At 69.9% G+C, this 18,971-nt stretch carries 10 protein-coding genes; 7 read left to right on the forward strand and 3 right to left on the reverse strand.

Translation table 11 applies throughout. The features are described from left to right. The first annotated feature begins 8 nt into the window (after positions 1 to 8). The 7 genes from AB0B57_RS21190 to AB0B57_RS21220 all read left to right on the forward strand — a co-directional run bounded on the left by AB0B57_RS21190 (position 9) and on the right by AB0B57_RS21220 (position 10,173). A complete protein-coding gene (locus tag AB0B57_RS21190; protein ID WP_357072731.1) occupies positions 9 to 134 on the forward strand; it encodes an RICIN domain-containing protein in 126 nt (41 codons plus the stop codon). Between the two features lie 49 nt (positions 135 to 183). After that, positions 184 to 3,075, forward strand: a complete 2,892-nt coding sequence (locus tag AB0B57_RS21195; protein WP_357072232.1) for a glycoside hydrolase N-terminal domain-containing protein — start codon at positions 184 to 186, stop codon at positions 3,073 to 3,075. Between the two features lie 482 nt (positions 3,076 to 3,557). Further along, a complete protein-coding gene (locus tag AB0B57_RS21200; protein ID WP_357072235.1) occupies positions 3,558 to 6,416 on the forward strand; it encodes a glycoside hydrolase N-terminal domain-containing protein in 2,859 nt (952 codons plus the stop codon). 1,177 nt (positions 6,417 to 7,593) lie between these two features. After that, entirely contained in the window at positions 7,594 to 7,677 is an 84-nt protein-coding gene (locus tag AB0B57_RS21205; RefSeq protein ID WP_357072734.1) for a hypothetical protein, read from the forward strand. Between the two features lie 118 nt (positions 7,678 to 7,795). Further along, on the forward strand, positions 7,796 to 8,881 hold the full coding sequence (locus AB0B57_RS21210; RefSeq protein ID WP_357072239.1) for a sensor histidine kinase: 1,086 nt from the start codon (positions 7,796 to 7,798) through the stop codon (positions 8,879 to 8,881). Further along, positions 8,878 to 9,534 carry a response regulator transcription factor gene (locus AB0B57_RS21215; protein WP_357072242.1) on the forward strand — a complete coding sequence of 219 codons (657 nt, stop codon included), beginning with the start codon at positions 8,878 to 8,880 and terminating at the stop codon, positions 9,532 to 9,534. Before AB0B57_RS21210 ends, AB0B57_RS21215 begins: the two co-directional genes overlap by 4 nt. Positions 9,535 to 9,591: 57 nt before the next feature. Further along, entirely contained in the window at positions 9,592 to 10,173 is a 582-nt protein-coding gene (locus AB0B57_RS21220; protein WP_357072245.1) for a hypothetical protein, read from the forward strand. Positions 10,174 to 10,225: 52 nt separating this feature from the next. Here the strand turns inward: AB0B57_RS21220 and AB0B57_RS21225 are convergent, their stop codons facing one another. From AB0B57_RS21225 to AB0B57_RS21235, 3 genes are all read right to left on the reverse strand, one after another. Further along, the gene (locus AB0B57_RS21225) at positions 10,226 to 14,581 is read right to left on the reverse strand and encodes a hypothetical protein (RefSeq protein WP_357072248.1); all 4,356 of its coding nucleotides are present in this window, start codon (positions 14,579 to 14,581) and stop codon (positions 10,226 to 10,228) included. A 29-nt stretch (positions 14,582 to 14,610) separates the two neighbouring features. Continuing rightward, the gene (locus AB0B57_RS21230; RefSeq protein ID WP_357072251.1) at positions 14,611 to 15,693 is read right to left on the reverse strand and encodes a hypothetical protein; all 1,083 of its coding nucleotides are present in this window, start codon (positions 15,691 to 15,693) and stop codon (positions 14,611 to 14,613) included. Between the two features lie 162 nt (positions 15,694 to 15,855). Further along, entirely contained in the window at positions 15,856 to 18,690 is a 2,835-nt protein-coding gene (locus AB0B57_RS21235; RefSeq protein ID WP_357072254.1) for a tetratricopeptide repeat protein, read from the reverse strand. Between the last annotated feature and the right edge of the window lie 281 nt (positions 18,691 to 18,971).

Raw genomic sequence — 18,971 nt, forward strand, 5'->3', positions numbered from 1 at the left:
ACTACACCATCGTCAGCCGCAGCAGCGGACTGACAGCCGACGTCTCCGGTGCCTCGACCAGCGACGGAGCGCAGGTCGTGCAGTGGACCGCCAACAACGGGACCAACCAACAGTGGCAGTTCGTACGCGTCTGACCACGACATGACGCACCACCCTTCAGCCTCGGTGTCGAGAGGAACTTTGATGTCAGACCTGCCCGTGAGCCGTAGGCGCCTGCTCGTCACCACCGCGCTGACCGCCGGATCGGCGGCCCTGATCCCGACCGTGGGCGCCGGACGGGCCGCCGCCGTCGCGCCTCAGGTCGCGCTGCCCGAGCGCGGGATCTACGACACCGCCGCGGCGACGACCTGGACGGACGGGTTCCTCACCGGCAACGGCGAGTACGGCGCCGTCCTGTACGGAACGCCGACCCTCGAGAAGGTGATCTTCAATCACCACCGCTTCGTGCTGCCCAACGGCAGCCGGGGCGTGACCCCGCCGGTAATCTCCGGGCGGCTGGCCGGCGTGCGAGACAAGGCGCTGGCCGGGAACTACGCCGGAGCCAACTCGGACTTCGCGGCCGGCTGGAGCCTGCGCTGGACCCAGACCTACCACCCCGGCTTCGAGGTGCAGATCAGCACGCCAGGCATGACCACCGCCAACGGGTACGCCCGCAGCACCGACTTCCGAACCGGGGAGGTCACCTCCACCTGGACCGACAGCTACGGCACCTGGACTCGCCGCGCCTTCGCCTCCCGGGCCGACAACGTCGTCGTACACGAACTGACCCCGGCATCCGGCCGAACGATCGACGCGACGCTGAGCGTCAACACCTCCCTCGCGGGCGTCCCCGGCTCGGTCCGTTTCACCACCCTGGCCAGCGTCACTGACGGCTCCGGCTACCTGAACCTGCGCGGCACCTACCCGTCCGGGCAGGGCGCGTTCGGCTTCGAGGGCGTCACCCGGGTCGTCGCCACCGGTGGCACGGTAGCCGCGAACGGGTCGAGCATCGTCGTCACCGCGGCAACCAGGCTCGTCCTGCTGACCAAACTCGACAGGTACGAGTCATCGACGGCCTGGGACAGCAAGCCGTTGCACGCGGCGCTGGCCGCGGTTCGCGCCGACTATGCCGAACTGCGTGCCCGGCACGTCACCCTGCACTCGGCGATGTTCGATCGCTCCCGCCTGGACCTGAACGTCTCCGCCGCCGACCGGCAGCTGTCGACCACCGCGCTGATCGCCCGGCAGAACGCCAACCGCAACACCATCGATCTGGCCCTGCTGGAGCGCCTCTACGACAGCGGCCGTTACCTGTTCATCAGCTCCAGCGGCGTACTGCCGCCGCGGTTGACCGGAATCTGGGCCGGCACCTGGAATGGCGCCTGGGCCGACGATTTCACCACCGACGCCAACATCAACCTGCAGGTCGCCGGCGGCAACATTCTCGACCTCACCGATGCCATGCAGGGCTACTTCAACCTGATCCTCGGCCAGCTCGCGCACTGGCGCACCAACGCTCGCAACCTGTACGGAGCCCGCGGCTTCCTGGCCCCGTCGCGAACCGACGGCGAGTACGGGTACATGCTGCACTTCGACCCCGGCTTCCCCGGCCAGTGCTGGACCGGTGGCGCGGACTGGTTGCTCTACCCGTTGCTGGAGTATTACCAGGTCACCGGGGACCGGACGTTCCTGGCTGAGAAGCTGGGACCGGCGCTGATGGAGCTGGCGCTGTTCTACGAGGACTTCCTGACCCGCACCGACTCGGCCGGCCGTGTGGTGTTCGTGCCGTCGTTCTCGATGGAGAACTCGCCGGCCAGCACGAACGTCCTGCTGGCGATCAACGCCACCGGCGACATCCAGGCCGGCAGACACGCCCTGCGGGCGGCCGTCGAGGCTGCCAACGCGCTCGGTGTCGAACAGGGCGCCGGCCAGGGTGTCGCACGCTGGACGGCCCTGCTGGCGAAGCTTCCGCCCTACACGGTCAACGGGAGCGGCGCCCTCGCCGAATGGTCCTGGCCGGGCCTGACGGATCGCTACAACCATCGGCACGTGCATCACCTGTACGGCGCGTGGCCCCTGCACGAGATCAATCCCGAGGAGGCTCCCGGGCTGGTCACCGCCGCGCTCAGGGCCCTGGCGCTGCGCGGTGACGAGAACACCTCCGCGCACGGCAGCCTGCATCGAGCCCTCGCCTCCGCTCGGCTGAAGGACGGTGCCGGCGTCTACAGCAACCTCCGGAAGATCATCGGCAACAACATGATCTTCCGGTCGCTGATGACGGCGCACAACCCGAATCTGGAGACCTACAACGCCGATGCCGCCAACACGCTGCCGGCCGTGCTCAGCGAAGCGCTCGTGTACACCAGGCCCGGCATCATCGAGCTGCTGCCCGCCGTGCCCGGCCAGCTCGCCAGGGGCACCATCACCGGGGTCCGCGGACGCAACCAGGTCCGCATTCACAGCCTCACCTGGGATCTGCCTGGTCGCTCGGTAACCGTGGCACTCACCTCGACGATCACCCAGGCGATCACCCTCCTCAGCCGGCGCGGGATGGCATCCATCACCACGTCCGCGACGGTCACCCCCTCGCCGCTCGGCCCGCATGCCCGGGTGATCTCGTTGACGGCCGGGCAACAGGTACAGGTCGTCGTAGGTCTGCCCGCCGCTTCGGCCGGCGGCGTCGTTCGACTTGTCAACCGGCGCAGCGCAAAGGTCCTGGACGTCAACGGCGGCTCCACCACGGACGGGGCAACTGTCATCCAGTGGCCATGGACCGGCGCGACCAACCAGCAGTGGCGGCTGCTGCCCAACAGCGATGGCTCATTCCGGCTGGCCGGGGTCAAAAGCGGGAAGGTCCTGGACAGTCCAGGTGGCTCGGGCCAGGGCGCGGCACTCGTGCAATGGGCCGACAACGGCGGACGTAACCAGTGGTGGAATCTTGTCCCGGCGACGACCAGCGGGTACCACCGGCTCGTCAACGTGAGCAATGGCTGGTGTGTCGGGGTCGAGGGCGGCTCCACCGCGGACGGCGCCAGGGTGGTCCAGCAACCGGTCAGCGGCGAGATCAGCCAGGAATGGCAGATCCTTGATGCCTGAGACAGAGGGGCAGAGGCACCGGTCGCGGCGCCTCCGGGCGATGGACCGCCAGGGCCTGCGCCACGGCAAGCGCCGCCACGCCGGGTGGGTCTCGGCCACCGGCGTGCGTGGTGCCGGACACGGCGGCGGCGCCGGGCCGACTGCGGGGACCGACCCGGCCCGGAGGGTACGTCTGACCTTTAGGGAAGCACCCGTCAGTCGATCGCCTCGTGCACGCCGACTCCGCAGGGCGATGGCGCGAACGGTGTGGGCTGGGTGGACGGTCGGGACGACAGCATCGCGTGTGGTCCTGCGGTTACGCATTGACCGTCTCCGATTTGTGTAGTTAACATGTGACGTCTGACGAATGTTGGACGCCGCGACACCCACGAAGGACTCAGGCGACGTCCTCGTCGACGTTCCGCTTCTCCTGCCCTGGGGTCGTCACCACCGGGGGCGGCTGGGGCCGCCGCTGCGTCGCTCGGCTGCGCGAAGGAGACAAGATGTCTGAAGTGACACGAAGGAAACTTCTCGGCGCCGGGGCGGCTGGGGCTGGTGCCATGCTGCTGCCGGGGGGTTGGACCGCAGCCGCTCGGGCCGGGTCGACCGCACCCCCAAACGTGCTGGCCGCCAACGACATGGCGTTGTGGTACGACGAGGCGGCGGGTACGGATTGGTTACGGGCTCTGCCGATTGGTAACGGCCGGTTGGGCGCGATGGTGTTCGGGAATGTCGACACCGAGCGGCTGCAGCTCAACGAGGACACCGTGTGGGCCGGTGGCCCGTATGACTCGGCCAACACCCGTGGTGCGGCCAACCTGGCGGAGATTCGGCGGCGGGTCTTCGCCGATCAGTGGACGCAGGCGCAGGATCTGATCAACCAGACCATGCTGGGCAGTCCGGTCGGGCAGTTGGCCTACCAGCCGGTCGGCGACCTGCGGCTGGCTTTTGGCAGTGCCAGCGGGGCGTCGCAGTACCAGCGGACCCTCGATCTGACCACGGCCACCACTACCACCAGCTACGTGCTCAACGGGGTGCGCTTTCAACGTGAGGTCTTCGCCAGCGCACCGGACCAGGTGATCGTGATCCGGTTGACCGCTGACCGGGCAAACGCGATCACGTTCACCGCCACGTTCAGTAGCCCGCAACGGACGACCGTGTCCAGCCCGGACGCCGCCACGATCGGCCTCGACGGTGTTTCCGGCAACATGGAGGGCATCACCGGGCAGGTCCGCTTCCTTGCTCTGGCCAATGCCTCCGTGAGCGGCGGTACGGTCAGCAGTTCCGGCGGCACGCTGCGGGTCTCCGGCGCGACAAGCGTCACCCTGTTGGTGTCGATCGGATCCAGTTACGTCAACTACCGGACCGTCAACGGCGACTACCAGGGCATCGCGCGGCGGCACCTCGACGCGGCCCGCGCCGTCGGCTTCGACCAGTTGCGCAGCCGACATGTGGCCGACTACCAGGCGCTGTTCAACCGGGTGTCGATCGATCTGGGACGCACGACGGCGGCCGACCAGACGACCGACGTGCGGATCGCGCAGCACGCGAGCGTCAACGATCCGCAGTTTTCCGCGCTGCTGTTCCAGTACGGTCGCTACCTGCTGATCTCCTCCTCGCGGCCGGGCAGCCAGCCGGCGAACCTGCAGGGGATCTGGAATGACCAGATGGCCCCGTCCTGGGATTCGAAGTACACAATCAACGCGAACCTGCCGATGAACTACTGGCCGGCCGACACCACCAACCTGGCCGAGTGTTACCTGCCGGTCTTCGACATGATCAAAGATCTGACGGTGACCGGCGCCCGCACCGCTCAGGTGCAGTACGGCGCAGGGGGTTGGGTCACCCACCACAACACCGACGCGTGGCGCGGCTCCTCGGTGGTCGACGAAGCCCTGTGGGGAATGTGGCAGACCGGCGGGGCCTGGCTGGCCACCATGATCTGGGACCACTACCAGTTCACCGGGGACGTCGAGTTCCTGCGCGCCAACTACCCGGCCATGAAGGGCGCTGCCCAGTTCTTCCTCGACACGCTGGTCAGCCACCCGACGCTCGGCTACCTCGTCACCAATCCGTCGAACTCGCCCGAGCTGCGTCACCACACGAACGCCAGCGTGTGCGCGGGGCCGACGATGGACAACCAGATCCTGCGTGACCTGTTCAACGGCGTCGCACGGGCCGCCGAAGTCCTCAACGTGGATGCCACCTACCGCACCCAGGTACTGACGGCCCGGGACCGGCTACCCCCGACGCGGGTCGGGTCCCGCGGCAACGTCCAGGAATGGCTCGCCGACTGGGTGGAGACCGAGCGGACCCACCGGCACGTCTCCCACCTGTACGGGCTGCACCCCAGCAACCAGATCACCAAACGCGGCACACCACAACTGCACCAGGCCGCACGACAGACCCTGGAACTGCGCGGCGACGACGGCACCGGCTGGTCACTCGCCTGGAAGATCAACTATTGGGCTCGGCTGGAAGACGGCACCCGCGCCCACAAGCTCCTCCGCGACCTGGTACGCACCGACCGGCTCGCACCGAACATGTTCGACCTGCACCCGCCCTTCCAGATCGACGGCAACTTCGGCGCCACCTCCGGCATCGCCGAAATGCTGCTCCAGAGCCACGCCGGCGAACTGCACCTCCTGCCCGCCCTACCATCCGCCTGGTCGGCCGGTCAGGTCACCGGGCTCCGGGGCCGCGGCGGACACACCGTCGGCGCCACCTGGAGCAGCAGCCGAATCGAGCTCGTCGTCACTCCCGACCGCGCCGGCCCCATCCGCGTTCGCAACCGGATCTTCGCCGGCACCTTCGAACTGCGCGACGAGACGAGCGGCAGCGCCGTCCAGCCGACGCGGATCGAGACCGATCTCGTGGAGTTCACCGGCCAGGCCGGCCACACCTACCGCGCGTCCGGGGTCAACTCGGGGCCGGTCGAGGCCGGTGCGTACTACCGGCTCGTGGCCCAGCACAGCGGCAAGGCCGCCGACATCAACGGTGCGTCCACCGCCGCCGGCGGATTGCTGATCCAGTGGCAGAGCGGCAGCGGACAGAACCAGCAGTTCGAGTTCGTGTCGGCGGACGGGGGCCACTTCCGGATCAGGGTGCGGCACAGCGGCCTGTTCCTGCAGGCGGCCAGCAACAGCACTGGCGCCGACATCACCCAACAACCCGACGCTCCCAACGCCGCGAGCCAACAATGGCGGGTCGACGACCAGGGCGCCGGGGTGGTCAGGCTCATCAACCGGCAGAGCGGTCTGGCAATGGACGTTTGGCAGGCTTCGACCGCCGACGGGGCCCGCATCTCCCAGTGGACACCCGGCACCGGTGCCAACCAGCGATTCAAACTCCAACGAATCTAGAGGGTTGACGGGTTGACGTCGCAACGGCCGGGTGGCCCAGCCACCCGGCCGTTGCGACACGCCGGCCGGCAACCGGCGTGCAGCAGTGAGGAACTGGACCGACCACGCCTGGTGTCCCAGCCCAACAACTGCTTACCCGAGCACTCCTGGCCAACCCGCAGTGGCCCTGCGCGACCCGACCTACTTCACGGTGCTCACGCCCGATGTGTGGCGTAGGCCGATGCCTGAATCCGACCGTTTCTGCGGATAGTGCAGGCCAACGGGCAGGCCGACGTCGGCGATACTGACGGAGTGAGATCGGACCGGTCGCCGAGGGTCGCGGTGGGTCTGTGCCGACCGGGCTGGCCGCTGGATCGCGTTTTTGATCCGGCGTCTGACGGCGGGACCGGCAGACCCCAACCTGCACTGGTGGCGGCTGGGGTCAGCGCTACCCCGCTGGCTACTGATCGCATCGATCACCCGGTCCTCGGCCTGCTCTACGCCGGTGCCGTGACCTCCCGCGCGGACGTAGGCGAGGCAGGCAGCGTGGTCGCCATGAGCCCAGATGGACAGATACTGGCTCTCGACTCTGTTGAGGATGGGTTGCGACTGTTCAACCCCTTCACCCGGTGGTCTGCCGTTCTTGACGACGACCCCCGCCGAAAAGAGGCATCGGTCTGGTCCGCGGGCTCCTTCAGCCCTGACGGCAGAACCCTGGTCACGGAGGGCAGAGAAAGCTGGCAGCTCTGGGATGTCCAGAGCCGCCAGACCATTGGACCTCCGCAGCCGACCAACGGCATCAGAGGGCTGTTGTTCAGCGCCGACGGGCACGTACTGCTCGCCTCCGAGTACAGCAAGCCGGTCCTCTCCGAGCATATGAAGTATTCGGCATCACTGTGGGACACACGCACGGGAGCCGAGATCGGCCGGATCGATTCCGACCGAACCCGTCCGGCGGTTGCGGTCAGCTCTGATGGGCAGCTGGTGGCCATCGCAGGTCTCGGTGAGAACGTCCGGCTCTGGAACTCCTCGGCCAGCCGGTTCGTCGTCACGATCGAGGCGATCGCCGGGGGGCGACGTCGCCTTCCGGCCCGATGGACAGACCCTGGCCGTTGCCGATGGGGACGACCGTATGCGGTTCTACAAAATCGATGGAACCCAGGTCCCAGAACCATGGATCAATCGGGCCATCAATGGAATGACCTTCAGCCCCGACGGAAGCCGTCTCCTCACTCGGGACAGCACAGGAAGGGTGCGTCTGTGGCACCTGACGTCGCAGTAGTAACCATACGCGGAGGTCTTCGCCAAGGCGTCCTGTTCTGCCGGTAACCGGCTCACCCGAGGCGGATACGACGTTCGTGGTATGTCGACGGGTCCGGCAGTCCGTACTGTCTGGCGGTATGCGGCGTTGGGTCGTGGAGACGATGATCGTGGCGGCCGTGGGCGTGCTGACCGCGTACCGGCTCGCGACGACGCCGGTCGCGCTGGGTGACCGAGTGCCGGACCTGTGGGCGTACGCTGCCGCCGCCGTGATGGTGTTCGTGCTGTTCGTTCGACGGCGGTGGCCGGTCGGTGTGCTGGTCCTGGTGGGCGGGCTCTACCTGGCCTACCACATCTACCACTACCCCGGTGGCGCGACGGCGGTGCCCGCGTGGGTCGCGCTGTACTCCGTCGGTGCGGCGTCGCGGCAGCGCGTGGGTCTCATCGTCGCGGCCCTGTTCGTGCTCCTGGATGCCCAGGGGCGGGTGGCGGTGGCCGGCGCGCGGCCGTTCGACACGTCGCTGGACAGCTCGACTGTGGTGTTCGTGGCGGCGTTGCTGCTCGGCGAGGTGGTGCGCGGGCGCCGGACCCAGCTGGCGTTGCTGGCGGCCGACCAGAGCCGGGCCGCCGAGCAGCGGGTCGTCGAGGAGCGTATCCGCATCGCCCGGGAGCTCCACGACGTCACGGCGCACACCTTGGCCGTGGTGTCGGTGCAGGCGGGCGTCGCGGCCGACGTGCTGGACGAGGATCCCGCCCAGGCCCGAGCCGCGCTGCGCGAGGTGCGCCGGGCCAGCCGCGAGGCGATGGTGGAGTTACGCGCGGCGGTGGGCGTGCTGCGCGACGGCACCCCGGCGGCCGGGCCGGAGCCGCCGACGCCCACGCTCGATCGGCTGCCCGCGCTGGCCGAGTCGACAGGTGCGGTCGTGACCTGCGATGGCGAGCCGCGGGCGTTGCCGCGGGCCGTGGAAACCACCGCTTACCGCATCGTCCAAGAGGCGGTGACGAACGCGTTGCGGCACGCCGGTGCGGCCCGGATCGAGGTACGTGTCGGATACCGTCCCGACGGACTGTCGGTCACGGTGCGCGACAACGGGCGGGGTGGCGTCCCGGTAGCCGGCAACGGGCTGCGTGGCATGGCCGAGCGCGCCGGTGGGCTGGGTGGGTGGCTTCGAGCGGGGCCGGCCGACGGGGGCGGCTTCGAGGTGCGGGGGTGGTTGCCGGTATGACGGTTCGGGTCCTGCTGGCCGACGACCAGACCCTCGTCCGCGCGGGCTTCCGGGTCCTGCTGGAGCGGGCGCCGGACATCGAGGTCGTCGCGGAGGCAACCGATGGGGAGGAGGCGATCGCTCTCACCCGGGCGCACCGGCCGGATGTCGTGTTGATGGACATCCGGATGCCGGGCACTGACGGTTTGACGGCCGCCCGGCGCATCCTCGCCGATGCCAGGTTGCCCGACGTACGTGTTGTGGTGCTGACCACCTTCGAGTTGGACGAGTACGTCTTCGCGGCGCTGCAGGCCGGCGCGAGCGGGTTCCTGCTCAAGGATCTGGAGCCGGACGAGCTGCGGCGGGCGGTACGCTTGGTCGCCGCCGGTGACGCGCTGCTGGCGCCCGCCGTGACCAGACGGCTGATCGCCGCCTTCGCCAGCGGTCCAGATGTCCCCGGCCTCGACAGCCTGACCTCGCGGGAGCGGGAGGTGGTCGGCCTCGTCGCCGACGGCCTGTCGACAGTGGAGGTGGCGGACCGGCTGAGGATGAGCCCGGCCACGGCGAAGACCCACACCAACCGGGCGATGACGAAGCTCGGGGCGCGCGATCGGGCCCAGCTGGTCGTGTTCGCGTACCGCAGCGGGCTTGCCGGCCTACCGCGACTGCGGTAGGCCGACGCCCACCGATGGCAGATCCGGTACGGGTACGCCGCTCGTAGCGTTCCGGTCATGTTTCTCATCTTGGGTCCGGCGTTGAATCTGCTCGCCGGCTTCTTCTGGCAGAACGACACTCAGGGCAGCACCGCCGGCACGATCATCGTGTTGTCGACCGCGTGCTGGCTCATCGGGCTGATCGGGTTGTTCGAGCGGCTGCGGCCCAGCACGCCGAGGTACGTCGCGGTCGGGTTGCCGGTAACGGTGTTCGGCGCGATCGGCGGGGTGGCCTACGGCGTACAGAGTATTCACGAGGGCCTGTTCGCCGTCTCCCACGCCGATGCGGTCGAACGACTCGGCGAGCACCCGTTCGCCGCGTTCGCGGTGTACTGGACGTGCGGACCGCTGTTTCCCATCAGCCTGTTCGTCCTGGGCCTCGTGCTGGCGAGGACGCGCGTGGCGCCACTTCCGGTCGGCATCATGGTCAGCCTGGGCGCGGTCGTGTTCCCGCTGAGCCGCATCACCCGGGAGGCGTCCATCGCGCACCTGGCCGATCTGTTCCTGCTGTTGCCGTTCCTCTACCTGGGACTGCGGTCGATGTCGCAGTCCCAGGGCGTACCGGGCCCCCGCCGCCACCGCGACGCCGTGGATTCCTAGCACAGCGATCGCCACGGCAGCCGAATCCCCCGGGTCCCCCCGAACCCGTCCGTCAACCTCCGTAACTGCTGTGCCCGGGATCGCTGGGCAGCGTCGTGTTGAGGCAGAAATGCGCCCGGTCCGGGTTCGCGGCAGGAGGTGCCGGGATCGGCTGCTCCAGCGACGGGAACGGGGACATGTCCCACGGGTTCCCGGACTGGCCGGTCAATTCGGTGCACTGACCGAACGGGCTGGGTGACCAGGGGTTGCCCGGCAGGTCGGGCAGCTTGCTGAACATCTGGAAGTCGCCCCGGGTGACCGGGAGGCTGCTGGCGGAGGCCTGGCCGTCGTGGTTGATGGCGGAGCCGTTGCGGTACAGGTACTGGTCCGGCATCCAACTCGACCGCAGCAGCGGTAGGTTTTCGATCCGCTGCATCGTCCCGTTCGCGCAGGCCTTGAAGTGCAACTCCTGCCAGATCGGGGGCGCGTGGACGAAGCTGCTCGCGTCGGCGCCCGGTGCGAGACCCGCGTCGAAGAAGAGCCGCCGGATGTCGTCGGCGAGGTCCCGGACCGACTGCGCGGCGACCGGGTGGGCGTTGATCTGGCCCACCCAGTCGGCCATCGCCGTCGGAGGCCCGGACGTGCCGAGCATCGGCCGATAGCCGATCGACCCGCCGCCGACGGTGAGGGCGACGACGCAGGTTGCCTGCGCGTCCGAGCGGGCGCCGGTGGCGTCGACCAGAGCGGGCGCTCGGCCGGCGAAGGCGTAGGCCCGGCCGGGCAGTTTCCCGTCGACGGCCGGATTCGCCGTCGTCAGGCCTCCGTCGTGGGCGTTGAGGTCCGGCAACGTGTACTGCAGATTCGGCGGCTGGATCCCGAAGCTGTGCCGCATCGACTCGAACAGGTCCCGGACGAACCGCGGCAGGTGGGTGTTGCCGGTGCGATGCTCGTACGTCGCGGACTCGCTGCCCGGGATCACGAAGCCGTCCGGACCGACGACGAACGAGACAGTCGCCTTCACCCGATTCTTGATCCGGTCGTCGTCGTCGAAGTGGGCAGGTCGTTGACTGCTCGTCGGCCGATCGGTGTACGGCTGGGCGATTCCGAGCCAGCGGCCGACGCTGTTGCCGGGCGGGTGGTTCACCGGGTCGGTACCGGCCGCCAGCACCTCGTCCCGCCACCTCTGGGCGAACTGGCGCAGTTGCGTGGTCACGCACTGTCCGAGCGGCGGCGTCGAACAGATCGGCAGGGCCAGGAGGTCCCCGCTGCGATGCAGCGCCCAGTCGTAGAGCGCCTGTTGGCCCGCCATCGGACCGGAGATCCAGGAGGCCGGGGCGGACACGTCGACGTTCTGGTTCTCGTCGAAGACGGCGACCGCCTCGATGGACTCCTCGCGGTAGGTGCCGCTGACCGGCACGAAGGCCACCGCGTCGAAGGCGATGTTGTCGCTGCCGTCGCCGTCCGGGGTGACCGAGCTCAGGGTCACCTCGGGTACGCCGTTGAACAGATAGGTGCCCAGCGGAACCCACCGGTTGGCGCTGCCCTGCTGCTTGAGCGTCCGGGTGCGGTTCCCCTGCGCGGTCCGGATGGTGTAGCGCGCCTGGGCGGTGTGCGCGCCGTGGTCCGGCAACGCGACCATGATCCGCATCGGCCCGTTGTGCGACGTGCTGAGCCGCCACTTCGCCGTGACCGCGAGCTTGCCGTCCTCGTCGTCGGCGGTCCTGGTGTGGGTGAACCAGAAGTGCCCGCCGAATCCGCCGCCAAGCTGATGTGTGTCTATCTTGCCGGGATACTGGCCGGCGGCGTCCGCCGGAAAGGTGAGGCTGAACGTGCCGGCGTTGTTCCATGGACGCCCGCAGTTGGGCCGGACCGCGGGTGTCCCGTCCGGCACGTCGTCGACGATCCGCGCATTGGCCGGCAGCCCGTCCAGGGTGCACGTCGGCGGATAGGCCGTGCCGTCCTCCTGGTACGCGTACCCGGGGTCGAAGCGCAGCAGTTCGTTGCCGCAACTGTACGAGCAGTCCCACTTCCAGGTGCTGGACTGGTGGTACCAGCAGCGCAGGTCGATCCGGCCGGCGCTGTCCCGGTGGGCGCAGGGCCCCGCCGGCTCACCGATGACGTCCGGGGCGTCGGGCGGGTACGCCTGCCCAGGTTGGCACTGGTTGGAGGCGTTACAGAACTGGTTCACCGGCGGCTTCACCGCGCTGCGGTTCTGCGGGGCGGTCGTCGCGGTGCCGTTCCACCAGGCGGGGCGGAATCCGGAGACCAGGGTGTTCGGCGCGTCCAGGACCTCTACCGGGTGCCCGGCCCAGCCCATGATCTTCTCCGGGTACGGCCAGTGCTGAGGATGCGCGGCGTCGGCGTAGGACACGTCCAGGAACGCGGTGCGGTTCGCGGGGTAGCGCGGGTTGGCCGGGTTGTTCGCCCAGCCGAGCCCCCAGGGCGACCCGTCGCCCCTGTCCGGGTAGAAGCCTGAGTTGTACGCCCACACGGCGTAGAACCAGTTTTCGAGCTTGGCCGGGTCGCCGTTGTTGAGTGTCATTCCCGCGGATCTGACCTGGTTCCACTTCTGCTGGAGGATTTGCAGCCCGGCCGCGATGTTGGCGGCGAAGTCGAGCGCCACCGCCCTCTGCTTCTGATACGGCAGCGCGGTCTCCCCCGGTCGTTCCCGCCCGGCCAGGCGCATGCCGTCGGTCACCTGCGTCACGCCGTAGCCGCAGTCGGCCTCGGACCAGTTGATCGTCCAGTCGTCGGACTCGTCGCTGTTGTAGATGTCGACGCCGAAGTAGTTTCCGATGAGCGGATTCGCCGTCACGCCCGGTACGACGAAGCGCGGCGCCTGCCACAGGTTGGACTCCTGCGCCGCCACCCCGAGCATCACCTGGGCGGGTACGTAACCACCCCCGACCAGTGGCACCGGCGGAAAGAGCCCCTGCGGGGTGTACGCCGGCATGCCCAGGTTCTTCCAGTTGGCCGGTCGCTGCACCGTCAACGCGTGCCGGACGGCCTGGTCGACGGCCCACTCCACCTGCCGGGGCCGCGGTTGCACCGCCTGGTTCGCGGGGTCGTTGCGGGCAACCGCGCACACCCGTTCGGCGAGAGCGCCCGGATCGTTCGGGTCCCCCGCCAGCCGCCGGGTCGCCGGTGATGCCGAGGTCCGCACCGCTGGGCTGAGCTGCCGGCCGCCGTCGGCTGTCCGGCCGGCTGCCGGCTCCTGCGCCGACACGAGGAAGCTCGCGGCGCGGCCGGTGGTCAGCGACGTGGCCGCGATCGTCAACGGTTGCCGTCTCGGTGCGTGGCCCGGCCGGGTCGAGTCCATCTCGGGGGTCAGCTTGACCTGCCCGGCCGAACCGGCCTCGGCGCTCGCGGTGCCGGCCGGCAGCACCGAGGTGATCGCGAGTTCGCCGGAGAGTGAGAGCTGGGCGCCGGCCGGCACGTCCACCAGGGACACGCCGGGTACACCGGTGTCGGCCCGCAGCCCCCGGTCGAGCTTGCCGACGCCGGCGACGAACACCCGCCCGCCGCGGCCACTTGTCACGTTCAGGTCGGTGAGCCGGCCGGTCGCCAGCGTCGCGGCGACCGCCCGCCCGGTGGTCACCGCACGGGTCGGAGCCCGCCGCACCAGAACCCGGTCCGTACCGGCGCGCTCCATGAACACCACACCGCCGTCCGCGTCGGCGGCGAGGCGGAACGGAACACCGGTGGCGGCGGTCAGCACCCGGCGACGTCCCGCGCCGTCCACCCGGACCACCGCCCCCGCGTCGGCGGCGACGATCCCGCCCGCTGTCGGTACCGGCGACGTCAGCTCGCCGGGGACCTCGACGGGAGTGCCGAGCGCGGAGGTGACCGTGTCGACCTCGATCAGCCGGGTCCGGTCCAGCTCGTCGCCGCCGGCCTGGGTGAGGACGGCCTTCTCGCCTGCGCCGCAGCCAGGATTGAAGTAGGCGAGGCTGGAGGTGACAGGAAGTTTGCGCACTGCTCCGCTGTGGAGGTCGACCACGGCGGTGAACCCGCCCCGGTCGAACAGGTCCGCCCGGTTGGTGAAGGTTCGCGGCGCGTAGACCACCACCGCGCTCCGGCCGGAGCCGGTCACACAGACGTTGCCGATCCACCGGTCGGTGTCCAGTCCCGGTTCGGAGAGGGTGGCCAGCGTCGACCAGCCGTACCCCTGGGCGGCGTCGGCGACGAGGAGGTGGAACCCGTCCGCGTCGCCGGAGCCGACCACGGCGCGGTCGGTGGAGCCGCGCCATCCGGGGCCCAGCACCACGGCCCGGTCCCGCTCGGGGACGTGCGGCGCGGAGGCCGGCCGCCCGGCTGGCGCGGGTACGGCACCGGGCCGCGCCTGGGCCGGGGTGGCCGACGGGTCGAGCAGTGCGGCGACGGCCAGGGCGGTGAGCGCCCGCACCTGGCGACTACGACGGATGTGCACGCCAACTCCTCTTTGCACGCGATCCGGAATCAGCAGCAGATCCAGTTGCTCTTGGCCAGCCTGTCGTCCGGGGTGATGACGAACATGTCCAACCGGTTCCCGTCGCTGCGCCAGGACGCGGCGGGCGCCTTGCCCCACTCCATCTGACCGCCCAGGTTGAACCAGCCACTCCAGCCGCCGGCCGCCGTCCAGAACTTCTGGTACAGGTATCCGTCGGTGCCGCGGGCGAAGACGTCGAGCCGGCTGCCGTTCGGCACCCAGGTGGCGGTCGGCGGAGAGGTGATGTTTCCGCCGAGGGAGACCCGCTGCTGCCAGCCGCCGTTCTCCAGGTGGTACACCTGCCACACCGCGTTGTCGCCACCCTGGTAGAACACGTCGATGCGGTTCCCGTTGGCGTGCGCGGCGACGCTCGGTTCGCTGTTGAGGTTGGCGTCGACCTTGACCCAGTTCTCCCAGCCGGCGGCGGTGTACTTCGTGTAGTGCAACTTGTAGTCGGGGCCCCGTCCGAAGACGTGCAACTGGCTGCCGTTGCGAGTCCAGGTGGCGGCCGGGCCGCTGGTGAGAACCTCGTGGTAACCGGATGGCTTGGGGGCACCGTGGTCGTAGAAGCCGAACCAGTCGGGGTTTTGCCAGCCCCACTGGAGCAGCCGGGAGTCGGTGCTCTGGCCGAAGATGTCGAGCCGGTCCTGGTTCGCGAAGGTGGCGCTCGGCCCACTCGTGCCGAGGTAGCCGTACGACGGAGTCATAATCCCGTACCACCCGTGCCAGGTGTTTCCGATGAGGACAGCCTGGAAGGTGTAGGCCTGAGCGGTGTTCGGGATGTCGCAGAAGAGGTGCACGAACACGTCCAGCCGGTTGTTCTCCGGCATACGGGCCACCGACACGCTCTGGTACTTGCATCGACTGTCATTGAACGGCTTGTTGAAGTAGCTCCAGTTCGAGAACCCACCGGCCGCCGTCATGCGCCCCGTCCCGCCCGCCGCGCCGGAAACCACAAGCGGGGTCGACGGCGTGCCAGTCATCGGCAACGTGGCGTCCGGCCCGCTCACCGTCACGAGACCGGCCGCATCGGCCGGCGGGACACCGCCGGCCACGGCCAGCAGACCGCACATCGCGATAATGGCGGCAGCCCTACCGACCCAACTCACTGGTAACCGAAACACCGCATCCCCCACCCTGCGCCGTGTCGATGCCGGCGGAAGCGACCGGCCCGAGGTGATGATTGACCGCCGCTGTGGAAACTGGGTGGAAGCCCTTCGGGCGAGGGCCGGGATTCAGCTCACCGGCGGTACGTCCAGCCGGGTCCGCAGTTCGTCGGCCTCGGGATGACCGAGTTCGTCGAGGATTCGCCACGCCTGCGACCAGGACCGGACGGCCGCCGCCCGGTCTCCGACACCGGCCTGGAGGTCGCCCAGATCGCGACCGGTCTCGGCCATGCCGAAACGGTCACCGAGATCCTCGTAGAGCGCCAGGGCCCGCTGGTAGCAGGTGATCGCCCGCCGATGCTGACCCAGCCGGTGCTGGATGTAGCCGAGGCTGTCCCAGGTGGCGGCCTCGGCGTGGCGCTCACCGACCTCCTGCAGCGCGGCGAGAGCCTGTCGGCAGTACGTCAGGGCCGACGGGAACTCACCCCGCTGGGCGAGCAGCCACCCGATGTTGTTCAACGCCATCCCCTGCCCGGCCTGGTGACCCACGTCGCGGTACAGGTCGAGTGCCCGGCGGACGTGGCCCAGCGCCTCCTGAGCGCGGCCTTCCCGCTGGAACAGCCCGCCCAGGCCCCGGTGCGTGTGCGCCTCGTGGACACGGTTGCCGACCGCGGCGAATCCGGTCAGCGCGGACCGGTAGTGGTCGTGGGCGTCGTCATGTCGGCCGAGTCGCTGGCAGGCGCGGGCGAGGTGGTAGTGAACTCCGGCCTCAGCCGCCGGATCGGCCGAGCGCCGTACTGCCGTCAACGCGAACTGCTGGGTGGTGGCCCAGTCGGACCAGTGGCCCTGATCCTCCAGATAGGTCGACAGGGCCCGGGCGAGCTGCCACGCATGGGTGTCGAAACCGGCCCGGCCCGCCCAGTCGCACGCGTGGACGAGCGTCGCGTGCTCGGCCGTGAGCCAGGCCAGGGCCTGCTGGTTGTCGCCGAGTGGCTCCGCGGTCACCCCGGGGGCCAGCGGGCCCGGTGGCGGCGCGATCGGGTCCTGGGCCGGCACCAGGAGCCGGTCGGCGGCGACGGCGCTGTGCAGGTAGTGGTCGAGCACCCGACGCAGCGCCGCGTGCCGGTGTGCGGCGGGGTCGGCCGCGACCAGCTCGGCGGCGTAACCGCGCAGCAGGTCATGCACCAGGTAGCGGCCTTTCCCGGGCACGGTGACCAGGTGCGCCTGAACCAGGACGGCCAGGTGTTCCGTGGCCACCTCCGGCGGCAGGCCGGCCAGGCTCGCCGCGGCGCAGGCGGTCACCCCCGCGCTGGGATGCAGCCCGAGCAACCGGAACAACCGCGCAGGTCCTGCATCCAACGTGCGGTAGGACCAGGAGAACACCGACCGCGCGTCGGCGGCGGCGTCGGCACTGGCAAATTCGGTGAGGCCGCCCCGTGCCGCCCGCAACCGGCGGGCGAGCGTACTCAGCGCGACGTCGGGGTTGGCGGCGACGCGGCCGGCCACGATGGCCAGCGCCAACGGTAGCCCGCCGCACGAGGCGACGATCTGGTCGGTCGCCTCCGGTTCGGCGTCGAGCGCCGCCGTTCCGAGGCGGCGGCGGATCAGCTCCCGGGAGCCGGCGGCCGACAGCACGCCCAGGGCGATCGGCCGGGCGCAGTCGACGGTGACCAGGCTGGCCAGCTGGTCACGGCTGGTCACCACCACCGCGCAGCCGGTCGCGCCGGGCAGCAACGGCCGGACGTGATCCGCGTTCCGGGCGTTGTCCAGCACGACCACCATGCGCCGGTCGGCCAACAGCCGGCGGTACAGTCCGGCTCGCGCTTCGATGGTCGCGGGCAGCCGGTGTACGGGCACGCCCAGCGCGTCCAGGAAGCAACGCAACGCCTCGGCGGTGGTCATGACGGGCCCGTTCGGGTCGAAGCCACGCAGGTCGACGTAGAGGTTTCCGTCTGGGAACCGGTCCGCGAGGGCGTGTCCCAGCCGAACGGCGAAGGTCGTCTTGCCCACCCCGGCCGGCCCGGTCACCACGACCGTGGCAGGGCTCTCCCCCACACGGATCGCCTGCTCCGCGTGGGCCAACTCGGCGGCCCGGGCGGCAAACCGCGGCGGATCGGGCGGCAGCAGGCAGACGACCCGCGCGGCGCGGGCCGGACCGGCGTCGGTGGCAGGTCGCCCGGTGGCCGTCAGCGGTGCCTCGCCGTCGAGAATCGAGCGCAGCAGCTGCTGTAGCGCCGGCGCGTCCAGGCCACGGCCCCGCAGCAGCGTCAACCCGGTGCGACAGATCCGGACGGCCTCATCCGTACGTCGCAGGCCGTGCAGCACCGAGGCGAGCAGCCGCCGGGCGCCTTCGTCGTACGGCTCCTCCTCAACCAGCCGGGTCAGGTCTCCGACGGCCTCCGTGTACCGACCCAGCGCGATCAGGGCCTCGGCATGGCCATTGCGGGCCGAGCGGCGCAGTGCCTCCAGCCGGGCCACCTCGGGCAACGCGAACGGCCGGTCCGCCACCTCCGGATATGCCGGTCCGCGCCACAGGGCCAGGGCCGCGCCGATCAGCCCGGCCGCCCGTTCGGCCTGCTCCGGGCCACCGTCCACGAGCAGACGCCGGCCCTGCGCACAGGCCTCCTCGAAGCGGTGCACGTCGACCTGTTCGGCCGACAGGTCGAGTCGGTAGGCCAGACCTCGGCCGCTGCCGACCGTGACGAGGACGCCTCCCCCGCTCGGCGGCCGCTGTGGCGTCAGCGCCCGCCGCAGGTGCGACACGTGGCTGCGCAGCGTAACTGGCGCACTGTCCGATGGCGACGAGTCCCACAGCAGGTCGATCAGGCGCTGCGCCGGGACGGGCTTGCCGGCCTCGAGCAAGAGCACCGACAGCAGCGCCGCGAGCCGGGGCCCGATCCGCACCGTCGCCTGGCCGACCTGGATCCGTAGTGGCCCCAGCACCGCGATGTACAACTCGCTCAACTGCGCCTCCCGGTGCGTAAGCGGCGTCGATGGCAGGTGTGCTTCCTGGCTCTCTTGACCTGCGTGGCCGGACCTGCGGTGAGTGGAAGCGGGATGCCTGGGACCTGCGCCTCAGGCAGGCGGGGCGTCTGAGAACGGCGAATCCGTCATCGCGGATAGGGTGCGCCAAGCGGGCTTGCGTCGGCAAGGCATTCGAGTTGTGTCGAACAGTCCCGAACACCTGCGACGGCGTTGAGCCTGGCCAACTGATACTCAGACCCGTGGGCGACGTCCGCCGGGGA

It is taken from the genome of Micromonospora sp. NPDC049101 (genome assembly GCF_040648675.1).
GTDB lineage: Bacteria > Actinomycetota > Actinomycetes > Mycobacteriales > Micromonosporaceae > Micromonospora.

Bases quoted from the DNA above. Each gene is read 5' to 3' on its own strand.
- AB0B57_RS21195 (WP_357072232.1), top strand. From the start codon at position 184: ATGTCAGACCTGCCCGTGAGCCGTAGGCGCCTGCTCGTCACCACCGCG.
- AB0B57_RS21200 (WP_357072235.1), top strand. From the start codon at position 3,558: ATGTCTGAAGTGACACGAAGGAAACTTCTCGGCGCCGGGGCGGCTGGG.
- AB0B57_RS21205 (WP_357072734.1), top strand. From the start codon at position 7,594: ATGACCTTCAGCCCCGACGGAAGCCGTCTCCTCACTCGGGACAGCACA.
- AB0B57_RS21210 (WP_357072239.1), top strand. From the start codon at position 7,796: ATGCGGCGTTGGGTCGTGGAGACGATGATCGTGGCGGCCGTGGGCGTG.
- AB0B57_RS21215 (WP_357072242.1), top strand. From the start codon at position 8,878: ATGACGGTTCGGGTCCTGCTGGCCGACGACCAGACCCTCGTCCGCGCG.
- AB0B57_RS21220 (WP_357072245.1), top strand. From the start codon at position 9,592: ATGTTTCTCATCTTGGGTCCGGCGTTGAATCTGCTCGCCGGCTTCTTC.
- AB0B57_RS21230 (WP_357072251.1), bottom strand. From the start codon at position 15,693: ATGTGCGGTCTGCTGGCCGTGGCCGGCGGTGTCCCGCCGGCCGATGCG.